This window comes from Streptomyces sp. NPDC020884 (genome assembly GCF_044333935.1).
GTDB lineage: Bacteria > Actinomycetota > Actinomycetes > Streptomycetales > Streptomycetaceae > Streptomyces.
Genome location: NZ_JBIRRY010000002.1, coordinates 123,003 through 136,198 on the forward strand (window position 1 = coordinate 123,003; position 13,196 = coordinate 136,198).

11 protein-coding genes are annotated in these 13,196 nt (G+C 72.0%); 2 read left to right on the forward strand and 9 right to left on the reverse strand.

Going from position 1 to position 13,196, the window contains the following annotated elements; all coding sequences use genetic code 11:
* Nucleotides 1–57: 57 nt before the first annotated feature.
* The 3 genes from ACH4UK_RS07405 to ACH4UK_RS07415 all read right to left on the reverse strand — a co-directional run bounded on the left by ACH4UK_RS07405 (nucleotide 58) and on the right by ACH4UK_RS07415 (nucleotide 1,491).
* Nucleotides 58–297 (reverse strand): RNA-binding protein, encoded by a 240-nt coding sequence (locus ACH4UK_RS07405; protein WP_003965959.1) that lies wholly within the window; start codon nucleotides 295–297, stop codon nucleotides 58–60.
* A 2-nt stretch (nucleotides 298–299) separates the two neighbouring features.
* A complete protein-coding gene (gene rpsP, locus ACH4UK_RS07410; RefSeq protein WP_215108526.1) occupies nucleotides 300–740 on the reverse strand; it encodes a 30S ribosomal protein S16 in 441 nt (146 codons plus the stop codon).
* A gap of 157 nt (nucleotides 741–897) precedes the next feature.
* Nucleotides 898–1,491, reverse strand: a complete 594-nt coding sequence (locus ACH4UK_RS07415; RefSeq protein WP_398355046.1) for a hypothetical protein — start codon at nucleotides 1,489–1,491, stop codon at nucleotides 898–900.
* 453 nt (nucleotides 1,492–1,944) lie between these two features.
* Between ACH4UK_RS07415 and ACH4UK_RS07420 the strand changes: the two genes are divergently transcribed.
* On the forward strand, nucleotides 1,945–2,823 hold the full coding sequence (locus tag ACH4UK_RS07420; protein ID WP_398355047.1) for a methyltransferase domain-containing protein: 879 nt from the start codon (nucleotides 1,945–1,947) through the stop codon (nucleotides 2,821–2,823).
* A gap of 73 nt (nucleotides 2,824–2,896) precedes the next feature.
* Here ACH4UK_RS07420 and ffh read toward each other — a convergent pair whose 3' ends face one another.
* The 5 genes from ffh to ACH4UK_RS07445 form a co-directional block, all read right to left on the reverse strand.
* On the reverse strand, nucleotides 2,897–4,444 hold the full coding sequence (ffh, locus tag ACH4UK_RS07425) for a signal recognition particle protein (RefSeq protein WP_398355048.1): 1,548 nt from the start codon (nucleotides 4,442–4,444) through the stop codon (nucleotides 2,897–2,899).
* A 131-nt stretch (nucleotides 4,445–4,575) separates the two neighbouring features.
* Nucleotides 4,576–7,035, reverse strand: coding sequence for a [protein-PII] uridylyltransferase (locus ACH4UK_RS07430; protein ID WP_398355050.1), 2,460 nt, complete (start codon nucleotides 7,033–7,035; stop codon nucleotides 4,576–4,578).
* A 29-nt stretch (nucleotides 7,036–7,064) separates the two neighbouring features.
* On the reverse strand, nucleotides 7,065–7,403 hold the full coding sequence (locus ACH4UK_RS07435; RefSeq protein ID WP_398355051.1) for a P-II family nitrogen regulator: 339 nt from the start codon (nucleotides 7,401–7,403) through the stop codon (nucleotides 7,065–7,067).
* The gene (locus ACH4UK_RS07440; RefSeq protein WP_398355053.1) at nucleotides 7,400–8,752 is read right to left on the reverse strand and encodes an ammonium transporter; all 1,353 of its coding nucleotides are present in this window, start codon (nucleotides 8,750–8,752) and stop codon (nucleotides 7,400–7,402) included. Before ACH4UK_RS07440 ends, ACH4UK_RS07435 begins: the two co-directional genes overlap by 4 nt.
* A gap of 423 nt (nucleotides 8,753–9,175) precedes the next feature.
* A complete protein-coding gene (locus tag ACH4UK_RS07445) occupies nucleotides 9,176–10,651 on the reverse strand; it encodes a hypothetical protein (RefSeq protein WP_398355055.1) in 1,476 nt (491 codons plus the stop codon).
* 446 nt (nucleotides 10,652–11,097) lie between these two features.
* Between ACH4UK_RS07445 and ACH4UK_RS07450 the strand changes: the two genes are divergently transcribed.
* A complete protein-coding gene (locus ACH4UK_RS07450) occupies nucleotides 11,098–11,745 on the forward strand; it encodes a bifunctional DNA primase/polymerase (RefSeq protein WP_398355056.1) in 648 nt (215 codons plus the stop codon).
* A gap of 136 nt (nucleotides 11,746–11,881) precedes the next feature.
* Here the strand turns inward: ACH4UK_RS07450 and ftsY are convergent, their stop codons facing one another.
* Complete coding sequence (gene ftsY / locus ACH4UK_RS07455; RefSeq protein ID WP_398355058.1) at nucleotides 11,882–13,090, reverse strand: signal recognition particle-docking protein FtsY; 1,209 nt, start codon at nucleotides 13,088–13,090, stop codon at nucleotides 11,882–11,884.
* Nucleotides 13,091–13,196 lie beyond the last annotated feature (106 nt).

Sequence of the window (13,196 nt, forward strand, 5' to 3'; positions counted from 1 at the left end):
AAGGCCGGGGACGGCCCGAAGGCCCTCCCCGGCCCTGGCCGGTGTTCAACTCGCTTATCAGCGAACCTGGTCCACATCGACGAGGTCGACGCGGATCCCACGGCCGCCGATGGCACCCACGACCGTGCGCAGAGCGCGAGCGGTGCGGCCGTTACGGCCGATCACCTTGCCGAGGTCGTCGGGGTGGACCCGGACCTCCAGCACGCGTCCGCGACGCAGGGTGCGCTCGGCAACCTGCACGTCGTCGGGGTTGTCGACGATGCCCTTCACGAGGTGCTCGAGAGCCTCCTCGAGCATGCTCAGGCCTCGGTCGACTCGGTGGACGCGGGGGCCTCAGCCGCCTCGTCCGCCTTCTTGTCGGACTTCTTGGCCTTGGGGGTGATGGCCTCACCCTTGGCCTCGTCGCCGTCCGAGGACAGCGCCTCGAACAGCGCGCGCTTGTCAGCCTTGGGCTCCGGCTGCAGCAGCGGCGCGGGGGCCGGGAGGCCCTTGTGGGCCTGCCAGTCACCGGTGAGCTTCAGGATCGCGAGGACGGGCTCGGTCGGCTGGGCGCCGACGGACAGCCAGTACTGCGCGCGCTCTGCGTTGACCTCGATGCGCGAGGGGTTCTGCACCGGGTGGTACAGGCCGATCTCCTCGATGGCCCGGCCATCACGGCGGGTACGGGAGTCGGCGACGACGATGCGGTAGTGAGGCGAACGGATCTTGCCCAGACGCTTCAGCTTGATCTTGACTGCCACGGAAGTGGTGTCTCCTGGTCTATGACGTGGTTGGGCACAACTAGATGCCACGTGGGGTTGCGGTACTCGGAGTGCCCGATGGACGCGTCAGCCGGAGGAGAGAGGGGTCCTGTGCGACTGTCGAGTACAGCTAGCCATTGTGCCACACGCCGTCGGCTCACCCCACCGCGACCGCCGCTTCCGGAATCCGGAACGGCTTGCCGCAGCCGCCGCAGACGATCGGCGCCTGCGCCAGGACCGACGGGACGACGCGGACGTTGCGTCCGCAGTCGCAGACGGCCTTGACCCGCACACCGCCCCCGGAGGAACCGTGCCGGGCGGCAGGTCCGCGGAAGGAGCGCTTGGTGTCGGCGGCGGTGGCGACCGTGTGCGCCTTGAGGGCGCGCTGCAGCCGTTCGGTGGTCGGACGGTACCGGCGCTTGGCTTCCGGATTCAGCGTGACCAGCGAGAATCCGCTGCTGGGGTGGGGTTCCTCGGCGTGATCGAGGCCCAGCTCCTCGGCGATCGCGAGGAAACGTCGGTTGTGGTAGCGGCCGGCGCGGGAGGTGTCGCGGACACCTCTCGCGGCGGCGATGCCGTGGACTGCCTCGTGGAGCAGTCGCTCGAAGGAGAGCTCGGCGCCACAGGCGGACGAGGACTCTCCGATCAGGGACTCGGGCGCGGCAAGATCGGGCAGCTCGGCGTGGTACCGCTGAATGTCGGCCCACGCCTGTGCCAGCTCTGCGGCAAGTACAGGTGGTGTCGTGCTCACGTCGTGACAACGAGCCCGAGTGCCCCGGTGTTCCTATTCCGGGGCATCCCAAATAATTTGCACGTACCAGTCAGTTGCCCTTGATGCGTCCGGACGAGGGCGGGTGCGCAGAACTGCGGAGAAGACGCACAGCTCACACCAAGGTGGTGCACAGCGTGCGGTGCGCCCGGGGCCGGGGATGTGAGGAGCGCGGGCGGCCTCCGGTCCTGACGAATCCGCCCGCGAGACTACCCGCCGCGCCGCTCGACGTGCCCGGCGCGGAGTGTCGGGTAAGACTGGGTCGGAGAGCAGACGTGGGACGGGGCGCACGACCGGGGCACACAAGCACTGCTCCACAACCCCTGGACGGAACGGCGGATGCGCAGTTCTCTGGCTACGGGGGTGCGGAACACACGCACACGGGGGACGTCCACTCGGGCACGACCGACCTCCTGGCGGATTGGGGCACTTTCCATGACACCAACGCTCGTCCGGAACCACCTGGACGCGGATCCCTCCGCGCCGGCGGACGCCGGTACCCGCGCACGTGACTGGGCCGAGATCCAGGAACGCATGCTCGCGCCGCTGTACGAGGCGGTGTACGACCGGATGGAAGTCGGGGCCGCCACCCGGATGCTGTCCCTCGGCTGCGGCTCCGGCCTCGCGATGCTCGTCGCGGCGGCCCGGGGGGCGCATGTCACGGGTGTGGACTCCGACCGGGAGCGCCTGGCCCTGGCCCGCGCCCGGCTGCTGCCCGACGCCGGCTGGGACGACGCGCCCGCGCACTCCGCGCACGGGGCCCACCGCCGGGCCCGGCTGCTGGAGGACGGGCGGCCGGCGGGCGCGGACGGCGCTCCGTACAACCTGATCACGGTCTTCGAGCCGATCGGCTGTGCGGCCGGGGACTCCGAAGGGCTCGACCCGGCGCTGCGGTCCGCGGTGCCGCTGGCCGTCCGGGGCGCCACCGTGGTGCTGACCGGCTGGGGTCCGCCGGAGCGCTGCGCCACGGCCGCGGTGCTGCGGGTGGCCGCCCGGCTCGCGGAGTCCGCGCGTCCGCCGCGTACGGATCCGGGCCGGTGGCGGCCCACGCTCCGGGACGATCTGGAGGATGTGGCGGCGCGCGCCGGGCTGAAGCCGGACGGTTCGGGCCGGGTGTCCTGCCCGTTCGGCTACGCGGACGTGGGCAGCGCGGTGCGCGGACTCCTGTCCACCGGGCTCTTCGACGCCGCCGTCCGGGCCACGGACCGCTCCCAGGTCGAGAAGGAGGTCGCGGAGGCCCTGCATCCGTACCGGCGGCAGGACGGCACGGTGTGGATGCCGAACGTCTTCCGCTATCTGGTCTGCGTGACCTGAGCGGACGACGTCACCGCATGCGTAAGGGGCGCCCTCCAGAGAGGGCGCCCCTTACGCGTGGCGATCGGTTCCGCTACATGAACTTCTTGAACTCGTCCGGCAGCTCGAAGTTCTTGTCCTCCTGGGCGGGCAGACCGAACGCGCCGCCCTGGCCCGCCTGCTCGCGGCGTTCGGCGGCGGCGGCCTCCTCGGCCTTGCGCTTCATCGGGTTGCCGCTCTTGCGCTTGCCCTTGGCCTGCTTGATCTGCTTCTTCTGACGGCCGGGGCCGCCGCCCATGCCGGGCATCCCCGGCATCCCGGGCATGCCGCCGCCCTGGGCCATCTTCGACATCATCTTGCGGGCCTCGAAGAAGCGCTCCACGAGGCTCTTGACCGCGGAGACCTCGACGCCCGAGCCCTTGGCGATACGGGCCCGGCGCGAGCCGTTGATGAGCGTCGGCTCGGCGCGCTCCTTGGGGGTCATCGACTTGATGATCGCGGCGGTGCGGTCGATGTCGCGCTCGTCGATGTTGTTGATCTGGTCCTTGATCTGCCCCATGCCGGGCAGCATCCCGAGCAGCTTGGAGATGGAGCCCATCTTGCGGACCTGTTCCATCTGGGACAGGAAGTCGTCGAGCGTGAAGTCCTTGCCGCCCTTGCTCGACGACAGCTTGGAGGCCATTTTGGCGGCCTCTTCCTGACTGAACGTCTTCTCCGCCTGCTCGATCAGGGTGAGCAGGTCACCCATGTCGAGGATGCGGGAGGCCATCCGGTCCGGGTGGAACGCGTCGAAGTCCTCCAGCTTCTCGCCGTTCGACGCGAACATGACCTGCTTGCCCGTGACATGGGCGATCGACAGGGCCGCGCCGCCGCGGGCGTCGCCGTCGAGCTTGGAGAGCACCACGCCGTCGAAGCCGACGCCGTCGCGGAAGGCCTCCGCGGTGTTGACCGCGTCCTGACCGATCATCGCGTCGACGACGAAGAGGATCTCGTCGGGGCTGACGGCGTCGCGGATGTCCGCGGCCTGCTGCATCAGCTCCTGGTCGATGCCGAGGCGGCCGGCGGTGTCGACGATGACGATGTCGTGGACCTTGGCCTTGGCGAACTCCATGGAGTCCTTGGCGACCTGGACCGGGTCACCGACGCCGTTGCCCGGCTCGGGGGCGTACACCGCGACACCGGCGCGCTCGGCGACGACGCTGAGCTGGTTGACGGCGTTGGGGCGCTGGAGGTCACAGGCGACGAGCAGCGGGGAGTGGCCCTGGCTCTTGAGCCAGAGGCCGAGCTTTCCGGCCAGCGTCGTCTTACCGGCGCCCTGGAGGCCGGCGAGCATGATCACGGTGGGCGCGGTCTTGGCGAACCGCAGCCGCCGGGTCTCGCCGCCGAGGATGGAGACGAGCTCCTCGTTGACGATCTTGACGACCTGCTGGGCGGGGTTCAGCGCCTGGGAGACCTCGACGCCGCGCGCCCGCTCCTTCACGTTGGCGATGAAGGCCCGGACCACGGGCAGGGCGACGTCGGCTTCCAGCAGGGCGATACGGATCTCGCGTGCCGTGGCGTCGATGTCCGCCTCGGACAAGCGGCCCTTGCCCCTGAGGTTCTTGAAGGTCGCGCTAAGGCGGTCGGAGAGAGTATCGAACACGGCGCTCGTCGGTCCTCAGGGTCGGGGGCGGGGCAGGTCGGTCGCCCTCCAGGGTATCCGTCCCCCGGCGAACACCAAGCCCTCGCCCGGATACGAAGGGGAGCGAGGGCTCGCGGACGGTGTCCTGCGGGTCAGCCGAGGGCCTTCTCGACCTCCCCGGCAACCTCCCCTGCCCGGCTCCGGGACAGGGGTTCGCCGTCGGTCCCGGTGACGTAGAAGGCGTCCACGGCGTTGGCGCCGAGGGTCGAGACATGGGCGCTGCGCACCCGTACCGCGCTCTGTTCCAGAGCCCGGCCGATGCGGTGCAGCAGGCCGGGGGCGTCCTGGGCGCGGACCTCGATGACGGTGGCGCGGCGGGAGCCGGCGGCGGCCACGGTCACCCGGGGCGGCGGGGCCTTCACGCCGCGCCGGCGCGGGTAGGCGGCCTCCCGCTCGGCGAGGCGGGCCCGGATGTCCAGGGAGCCGTCCAGGGCGCGTACGAGGTCGGCGCGGAGGCGGGCGGCCTGCGGGAGGGACCCGTACTCGGCGGCGACCCGCCAGCTGAGCAGCAGCAGGTCCGCGGATTCGCCCACCTCGTTGGGCAGCTCCACCGCGCGCAGGTCGGCGGCGCGCACGGTGAGGCGGTGCAGGGCGAGGACTCCGGCGGCGGCGGGCAGCACGCCGGGGCGGTCGGGCAGGGCGATGAGGAGTTCGACGCCGACGGGTTCCACTTCGCCGTCGCCGGCGGGCTCCTCGGACTGGGTGTGCAGGGCGAGGACGGGTTCGCCGGTGCGCAGCGCCTCGACGGCCAGGCGTTCGTGCTCGGCGCTGGGCGCGGCCTCCTCGGGCTCGTCGGGGAGCTCTCCGGCGAGGACGGCGGCGACCCGCTTGACCAGGTCGGCGACGAGGGAGGCGCGCCAGGAGCTCCAGGCCGCGGGCCCGGTGGCCAGCGCGTCGGCCTCGGTGAGGGCGTGCAACAGCTCCAGGGTGGAGGTGCTGGAGACGGCGGCGGCGACGGCATGCACGGTGGCGGGATCGTCGAGGTCGCGCCGGGTGGCGGTGTCGACGAGCAGCAGATGGTGGCGTACGAGGGTGGCGATGACGCCCACGTCGTGTTGGTCGAAGCCGATGCGGGCGGCCATGTCGCGGGCGATGACCTCGCCGGCCACGGAGTGGTCGCCGGGCCAGCCCTTGCCGATGTCGTGGAGGAGGGCGGCGACCAGGAGGAGGTCGGGGCGGTGGACGTGGCGGGTGAGGGAGGCGGCGCGGACGGCGGTCTCCACGAGGTGCCGGTCGACGGTCCAGGTGTGGACGGGGTTGCGCTGGGGGCGGCAGTGGACGCGTTCCCAGTCGGGCAGCAGCCGGGTGATGATCCCTTCCGCTTCGAGCGCCTCCCAGACGCCGACGGTCGCCTCCCCCGCGCCGAGCAGCGTGACGAGTTCCTCGCGGGCCTCGGGGGGCCACGGGACCGGCAGCGGCTGGGCGGTGGTCGCCAGGTGGCGTACGAGGTGGCGGGAGAGCGGGAGTCCGGCCTCGGCGGCGGCGGCCGCGGCGCGCAGGGTGAGGACCGGGTCGCGTTCGGGGCGGGCGGCGCGGGCGAGGACCACTTCGCCGTCCGCGTCCACCACTCCGTCGGCGAGCGGGGTGCGTTCGGGGGCGGCCTTGGTACCGAGGCCGCCGCTGAGCATGGCGCGGAGCTTCGGGCGGACCGAGCGGGCGCGCAGGACCCGGTTGACCTCGCGCCAGGTGACGTCGGTGGCGTACGAGACGGTGCGGGCGGCCTCGTAGACCTTGCGCAGCAGGGTGTCGGCGTCGAGGAGGCCGAGGGCCTCGGCGACCTGGTCCTGTTCCTGGAGGGCGAGGCGGTCGGTGGCGCGGCCGGTGGTGAGGTGGAGGGCGTCGCGGGCGTCCAGGAGGGTGCGGCGGGCCTCGGCGAGGCCTTCGCGGGGGGCGTCGGCGACCCAGGACGCGGCGACGGCGCGCAGAGCGGTGGCGTCGCGGAGGCCGCCGCGGGCCTCCTTGAGATCGGGTTCCAGGAGGAACTGGAGCTCGCCCATCCGCTCCGCGCGTTCCTGGCAGAGCTCGTGGAGGGCGGGGAGGCGTTTGGGGGCCTGGTTGCGCCAGTCGGCGAGGATCGCGGTGCGCAGGGAGGCGACGAGGCCGAGGTCGCCGGCGACCGGGCGGGCGTCCAGCAGGCCGAGCTGGACCTTGAGGTCCTCGCCCGCCGTCTTCCGGGCCTCGCCGGGGGTGCGTACGGAGTGGTCGAGGGCCAGGCCCAGGTCCCAGACCGGATACCAGATGGCGTCGGCGAGAGCGGCGAGGGCGGCCGCGTCGGCGCTGCCGTCGTGCAGGAGGAGCAGGTCGAGGTCGCTGCGCGGGGAAAGTTCGCCGCGGCCGTAACCGCCGACCGCGACGAGGGCGGCTCCGCGCACCCCGGCGCGGGTCGCGGCGGCGGTGAACAGGCCGGTGAGCCAGTCGTCGGTGAGGCGGGCGAGGGCCGCACGGCGCGGCGGCCCGGACCGCGCCTCCTGCTGGAGGAGGCGCAGCCGGGCCGCCGCGTAGCCGCTGGGTCCCGAGCCTTCGGTTTCGGTGGTCACTTCGGTACTCGTCACCCAGCTGCCTTCCGTTTGCGGGCCGTCGGTCAGAGGGCGTCCGGGCCGCGCTCGCCGGTCCGGACGCGGACGGCGGTCTCGACCGGGATGCTCCAGACCTTGCCGTCTCCGATCTTGCCGGTTCGGGCGGCCTTGACGACGACCTCGATGAGCTGTTCGGAGTCCTCGTCCTCGACGAGGACCTCGATGCGGATCTTGGGAACCAGGTCGACGGTGTACTCGGCGCCCCGGTAGACCTCGGTGTGGCCGCGCTGCCGCCCGTAACCGCTGGCTTCGGTGACGGTGAGCCCCTGGACGCCGAAGGCCTGGAGGGCCTCCTTGATCTCGTCCAGCCGGTGGGGCTTCACGACCGCGGTGATGAGCTTCATGCGTCCACCTTCTTTGCCTTCGGTGCTGCCGTCGGGTCCTGGGCCGGTGCGGCGGTGCGGGAGACCGTGCCGCCGCCGGCGCCGCTGAAGTCGTACGCCGTCTCGGCGTGCTCGACCTGGTCGATGCCGGAGATCTCGTCGTCCTCGGAGACCCGCATCCCGATGGTCTTGTCGAGCAGGAGGGCGATGAGGGCGGAGACGACCAGAGAGTACGCGAGGACGGCGGCGACGCCGACGGCCTGCTTGCCGAGCTGTTCGAGGCCGCCGCCGTAGAAGAGGCCCTTGGCGTCGGACTGGACCCCGCCGGTGGCGAAGAAGCCGACCAGGATGGAGCCGATGATGCCGCCGACGAGGTGGACGCCGACGACGTCCAGGGAGTCGTCGTAGCCGAACTTGTACTTCAGGCCGACGGCCATGGCGCACAGGACACCGGCGATGGCGCCGACCGCGATGGCGCCGAGCGGGCTGACGGAGCCGCCCGCCGGAGTGATGGCGACGAGACCGGCGACCGCGCCGGAGGCGGCGCCGAGCGTGGTGAAGGAGCCGTGGCGCAGCTTCTCGTAGACGAGCCAGCCGAGGACGGCGGCGGCGGTGGCGACCTGCGTGTTGAGGAACATGACCGCGCCGACGCCGTCGTCGTTGCCGAGCCAGGATCCGGCGTTGAAGCCGAACCAGCCGAACCACAGGAGGGCCGCGCCGAGCATGACGAGCGGCAGGCTGTGCGGCCGCATCGGGTCCTTCTTGAAGCCGATGCGCTTGCCGATGACCAGGATGACGCCGAGGGCCGCCGCGCCGGCGTTGATGTGGACGGCCGTGCCGCCGGCGAAGTCGATGACGCCCATCTCGAAGAGCCAGCCGCCGGAGCCCCAGACCCAGTGGGCGACGGGGAAGTAGACGACGGTGACCCACAGGACGATGAACGCCGCCCAGGCCGTGAACTTGACCCGGTCGGCCAGGGCGCCGCTGATCAGGGCCGGGGTGAGGACGGCGAACATCAGCTGGAAGACGGCGAAGACGTAGACCGGGATGGTGTAGCCGTCCCAGAGTTCGGTGACGCCGATGTTGCTGAGGCCGACGTAGTCGGAGCTCCAGCCGATGACCGAGCCGACGTCGGAGCCGAAGGCGAGGCTGAATCCGTAGAGCACCCACAGGATCGTGACGATCCCGAGGCTGATGAAGCTCATCATCAGCATGTTGAGGGTGCTCTTGACGCGGACCATGCCTCCGTAGAAGAAGGCCAGGCCGGGGGTCATGAGCATCACCATGGCCGAGCAGATGAGCATGAACCCGGTGTTGGCGGCAGACAGCTCGGGGGCGTCTGCGGCAAGCGTCGTGATGCCTGGGGGCATCGGCGTCTCCTCGTCGTCGGTGCGGCCGCGGCGTGCGGGGGAATGCTGCGGGACCACTGGGAAGGTGCGGGCCGGTTATGGGCCCTGAGATTGGCGGAGTGCCGTTTCCGGGGATGCCGCACGATGTTTCGCGAGCGTGACGAAGAGGGATCGCGTGTTACGGCCGAATGAATCCGGGGTGGCGCGTGCGGTGTGCCGCCTAGGGTCTTTCGTTCGAGTCGGGCCGGATCACGGACCGCGCGCGCCCGGCCCGATCCGGACGAGAGGCCCCAGCATGCAGCGCACTCCGCATACGGTGCGGTTGAAACGCCCAGGAGCCGGAAACACGAAACCGGCCACGGCGACCCTCCGTGTGACCAGGCAATGGGGGAGCCGAGTCGGGCTGTACGGAAGGGGCGCCGCGGCCGGGGCCGGGGGTGCCGGTCAGACCGCTTCGGCGGTCTCCGGCAGCTGTTCGTGGAGCAGCTCGGTGAGCCGGGCGACGTCGGCGACATCGCCGAAGTCCCTGGCAGCGGTGTCGACGGTCTTGCGCAGGCGGGTGTTCACCCGCTCGGAGCGGACCTTCTTGGCGATCTTCAGGGCGCGGGTGGCGAGCACGGTGGACTCCTCGGGCTCGCGCTGGAGGAGGTGGACGGTGGCCATGCCGATGAGGTTGAGCGCGTAGGAGCGCTGGTGCTCGTCGTCCTCGCCGAACAGCTCGACGGCCTTGTCCATGACGGGCTGGGCGAGCGAGGCGTAGGTGGGGCTGCGGCCGGCGACATAGGCCAGGTCGCGGTAGGAGTGGGCGTTCTCCCCGTTCAGCTCGGCCTCGGAGAAGAAGCGGATCCAGTCGGGCTCCGGTTCGCCGTCGAGACCGGCGTCCAGGAAGGTGTCCTCGGCCATCCGGACGGCCCGCTTGCACTTGCTGGGCTGGCCCATGTTGGCGTAGGCGCGGGCCTCCATCGCATACAGCATCGCCTGGGTGCGGGAGGTGGCGCAGTCGCGGCTGCCGTACTGCGCGAGGTGGATCAGCTCCAGGGCGTCGTCGGGTCGGCCCAGGTGGATCATCTGGCGGCTCATGCTGGACAGGATGTAGCTGCCGAGCGGCTTGTCGCCGGCTTCCTTGGCGGCGTGCAGGGCGAGCACGAAGTACTTCTGGGCGGTGGGCTGGAGGCCGACGTCGTAGCTCATCCAGCCGGCCAGCTCGGCCAGCTCGGCGGCGCAGCGGAAGAGCCGCAGGGCGGTGGGTCCCGGCTGGGGCTCCTGGAGCAGGTCGGTGACCTCGTGCAGCTGCCCGACGACGGCCTTGCGGCGCAGTCCGCCGCCGCACTGGGCGTCCCACTGCCGGAACATCGCGGTGGTCGACTCCAGCAGGTCCAGCTCGGGCCGGGAGAGCCGGGAGGGCCGGTGGGCGGCGGCCGGGGACTCCGGTTCGCCGGGGCCCTGGGCGGGGACGGGCACCAGCCAGCGCTGCATCGGCTCGATGAGCGCGGGCCCCGCGGCCAGCGCCAGCGAGCTGCCGAGGAAGCCGCGCCGGGCGAGCATCAGGTCGCTGCGGGAGAACTCGCTGAGCAGGGCGACGGTCTGGGGGCCGGCCCAGGGCAGGTCGACGCCGGCCACCGAGGGGGACTGGTGGGCGGTGCGCAGCCCGAGCTGCTCGACGGCGACGACGGCGCCGAAGCGCTCCGAGAAGAGCTCCGAGAGGATGCGCGGGATCGGCTCACGCGGCTGCTCACCGTCGAGCCAGCGCCGCACCCGGGAGGTGTCGGTGCTGATGTGGTGGGCGCCCATCTGCCGTGCCCGCCGGTTCACCTGGCGCGCCAGCTCGCCCTTGGACCAGCCACTGCGCACGAACCATGATCCCAACTGCCCGTTGGGGCGCTTTCCGGCATCCGTGTCGCCTGCGCCGCTGCCACTCACTGGAACGCCCCCATCCCGCCGAAACCTCATCGCGCGAACCAATATCAGAATGCCGTGCATCGGTGCCGTCCGTACGGGAGTTCAAACCCGCCGGCGTCACCGACATCATCGAACAGGAAATCGGGTTGCCCGCGGCATACCCGTCGGCGCACATACTCCCAGGGTTCGTGTACCGACGGTAATCCTACGATCACCCCTCCCGCGAGGGGGATTGAAGAAACGCCACCATTCGCCACCCCTTCGAATGAACCCGACTGCCGCTGAGCGCGCTTGACTTGAGCGACCAGGACCGAGGGCGAGCGGACGGAAGCACTCGGGGGCGCGCACACCGTGCCGCACTCCCTTGCGCACCACGGCGCACACCACTCGATCGACTTTCAGCGACGGAGGGTTACCCGGCCAACGCGGGTCGTAACCACCGGCGATCCGGACCCGTTGGAGGGGGCATGGGCTTCACTATCGGCGGTATCCGGGAGATGCGATCCGGTGCGCGACGGCGCCACCGCGGCACCGAGGGCACGGCGGTGGCCGAGTACACGGGACTGTGGGGCTGGGCGGTGACGCCCGGGGCGCGGGCGGCGGGCGGCTCCTGCTCGTGCGGCGAGCCGGCCTGTCCGGCGCCGGGCGCGCACCCGCTGGGCTTCGCCCGGGAGGTCCCGGCCGGCACCGGCCTGGACCGCGCCGCGGACGCCTGGGCCGAGACGCCCGGTGCCGCGATGCTGCTGCCGGTGGGCCGCTCCTTCGACGTCCTGGACGTGGCGGAACAGGCCGGGCGGCGCGCCCTGGTCCGGATGGAGCGGATGGGACTGCCGCTGGGCCCGGTCGCGGTGACGCCCACCGGGCGGGCGCAGTTCTTCGTCGCCCCCGGGGCCGCCGCCGAGCTGCCCGATCTGCTCTACCGGATGGGCTGGGACGACGCGGGCCTCGATCTGCGCGCCCTCGGCCCGGGGACGCACATCACCGCCCCGCCCTCCGACCTCGGCGGCCTCGGCCCGGTCCGCTGGCTGCGGCCCCCGGTGCTGGACACGGCGGCCGCTCCCCCGCAGGCGCGGCTGCTGCTGGGGACGTTGGCGTACGTCTGCCACCGCTCCTAGCCGGAGCCTGCGGGAGCTGGCGGGAGACCGGCAGGAGACCCGCGGGAGATACGGAAGCGGCGGACGGGCGGCAGGCTCCTCGCAGGAGCCGCCGCCCGTCCGCCGTCCGGGGCCGTGCCGGGTTCGAGAACGGGGGTCAGTCGCCGATCAGAGCGTCCACGAAGGCGCCCGGCTCGAACGGAGCGAGGTCGTCCGCCCCTTCGCCGAGGCCGATCAGCTTCACCGGTACGCCCAGCTCGCGCTGGACCGCGATGACGATGCCGCCCTTAGCGGTGCCGTCGAGCTTGGTGAGGACGATGCCGGTGATGTCCACGACCTCCGCGAACACCCGGGCCTGGACGAGGCCGTTCTGCCCGGTGGTGGCGTCGAGGACGAGCAGGATCTCGTCCAGCGGGCCGTGCTTCTCCACGACGCGCTTGACCTTGCCGAGCTCGTCCATGAGGCCGGTCTTGGTGTGCAGTCGGCCGGCGGTGTCGATGAGGACGACGTCCGCGCCCTCGGCGATGCCTTCCTTGACCGCGTCGTAGGCGATCGACGCCGGGTCGCCGCCCTCGGGCCCGCGGACCGTACGGGCGCCGACGCGCTCGCCCCAGGTCTGGAGCTGGTCGGCGGCGGCGGCGCGGAAGGTGTCGGCCGCGCCGAGCACCACGCTGCGGCCGTCGGCGACGAGCACCCGGGCGAGCTTGCCGGTGGTGGTGGTCTTGCCGGTGCCGTTGACGCCGACGACCATGACGACGCCGGGGGTCTCCGCGCCGCCCTCGGTCTTGACCTCCCGGTCGAAGTCCGGACCGAGCAGGGTGATCAGCTCTTCGCGGAGCAGGGTGCGCAGCCCGTCGGGGGTGCGGGTGCCGAGCACCCGGACCCGCTCGCGGAGCCGCTCGACCAGTTCCTGGGTGGGGGCGACGCCGACGTCGGCGGTGAGGAGGGTGTCCTCGATCTCCTCCCAGGTGTCCTCGTCGAGGTTGTCCCGGGAGAGCAGGGTGAGGAGCCCCTTGCCCAGCGAGTTCTGCGAGCGGGCGAGCCGGGCCCGCAGGCGGACGAGCCGCCCGGCCGTGGGCTCGGGGACCTCCAGCTCCGGCGGCGCGGGGGCCTCGGCGACCGGGGCCTCCTCCACGGGCGCGGTGGCGTCCGGGAGGCCGACTTCGTCGATGGTGCGCCGCGCTTCGTCGCGCGGCGTCTCGGCCTCCTCGCCGACCTGCGGCTCGGCGGGAGGAGTGATGGTCGGCGCGCTCGGCGGCGGGGGCGGCAGCTTCTTCTTGCGGCTGCCGACCACGAGCCCGCCGACCAGGCCGACAGCGACCAGGGCGATGACTACAGCGAGGATGACGATTTCGACGAGTTCCATAACCTGTCCAGTATCGGCCACAGCCATGCCGCGGGTGCTGCCCCGGCTGCCCCCCGGCGATCCGGCCGGACCATATGCACCTTTTGGCCGCAAGGGATACGCCGGC

Excerpts from the sequence above, each read along its gene's own strand:
- ACH4UK_RS07405 (WP_003965959.1), bottom strand. The coding sequence starts at position 297 with ATGCTCGAGGAGGCTCTCGAGCACCTCGTGAAGGGCATCGTCGACAAC.
- ACH4UK_RS07420 (WP_398355047.1), top strand. The coding sequence starts at position 1,945 with ATGACACCAACGCTCGTCCGGAACCACCTGGACGCGGATCCCTCCGCG.
- ACH4UK_RS07435 (WP_398355051.1), bottom strand. The coding sequence starts at position 7,403 with ATGAAGCTCATCACCGCGGTCGTGAAGCCCCACCGGCTGGACGAGATC.
- ACH4UK_RS07440 (WP_398355053.1), bottom strand. The coding sequence starts at position 8,752 with ATGCCCCCAGGCATCACGACGCTTGCCGCAGACGCCCCCGAGCTGTCT.
- ACH4UK_RS07450 (WP_398355056.1), top strand. The coding sequence starts at position 11,098 with ATGGGCTTCACTATCGGCGGTATCCGGGAGATGCGATCCGGTGCGCGA.
- ftsY (WP_398355058.1), bottom strand. The coding sequence starts at position 13,090 with ATGGAACTCGTCGAAATCGTCATCCTCGCTGTAGTCATCGCCCTGGTC.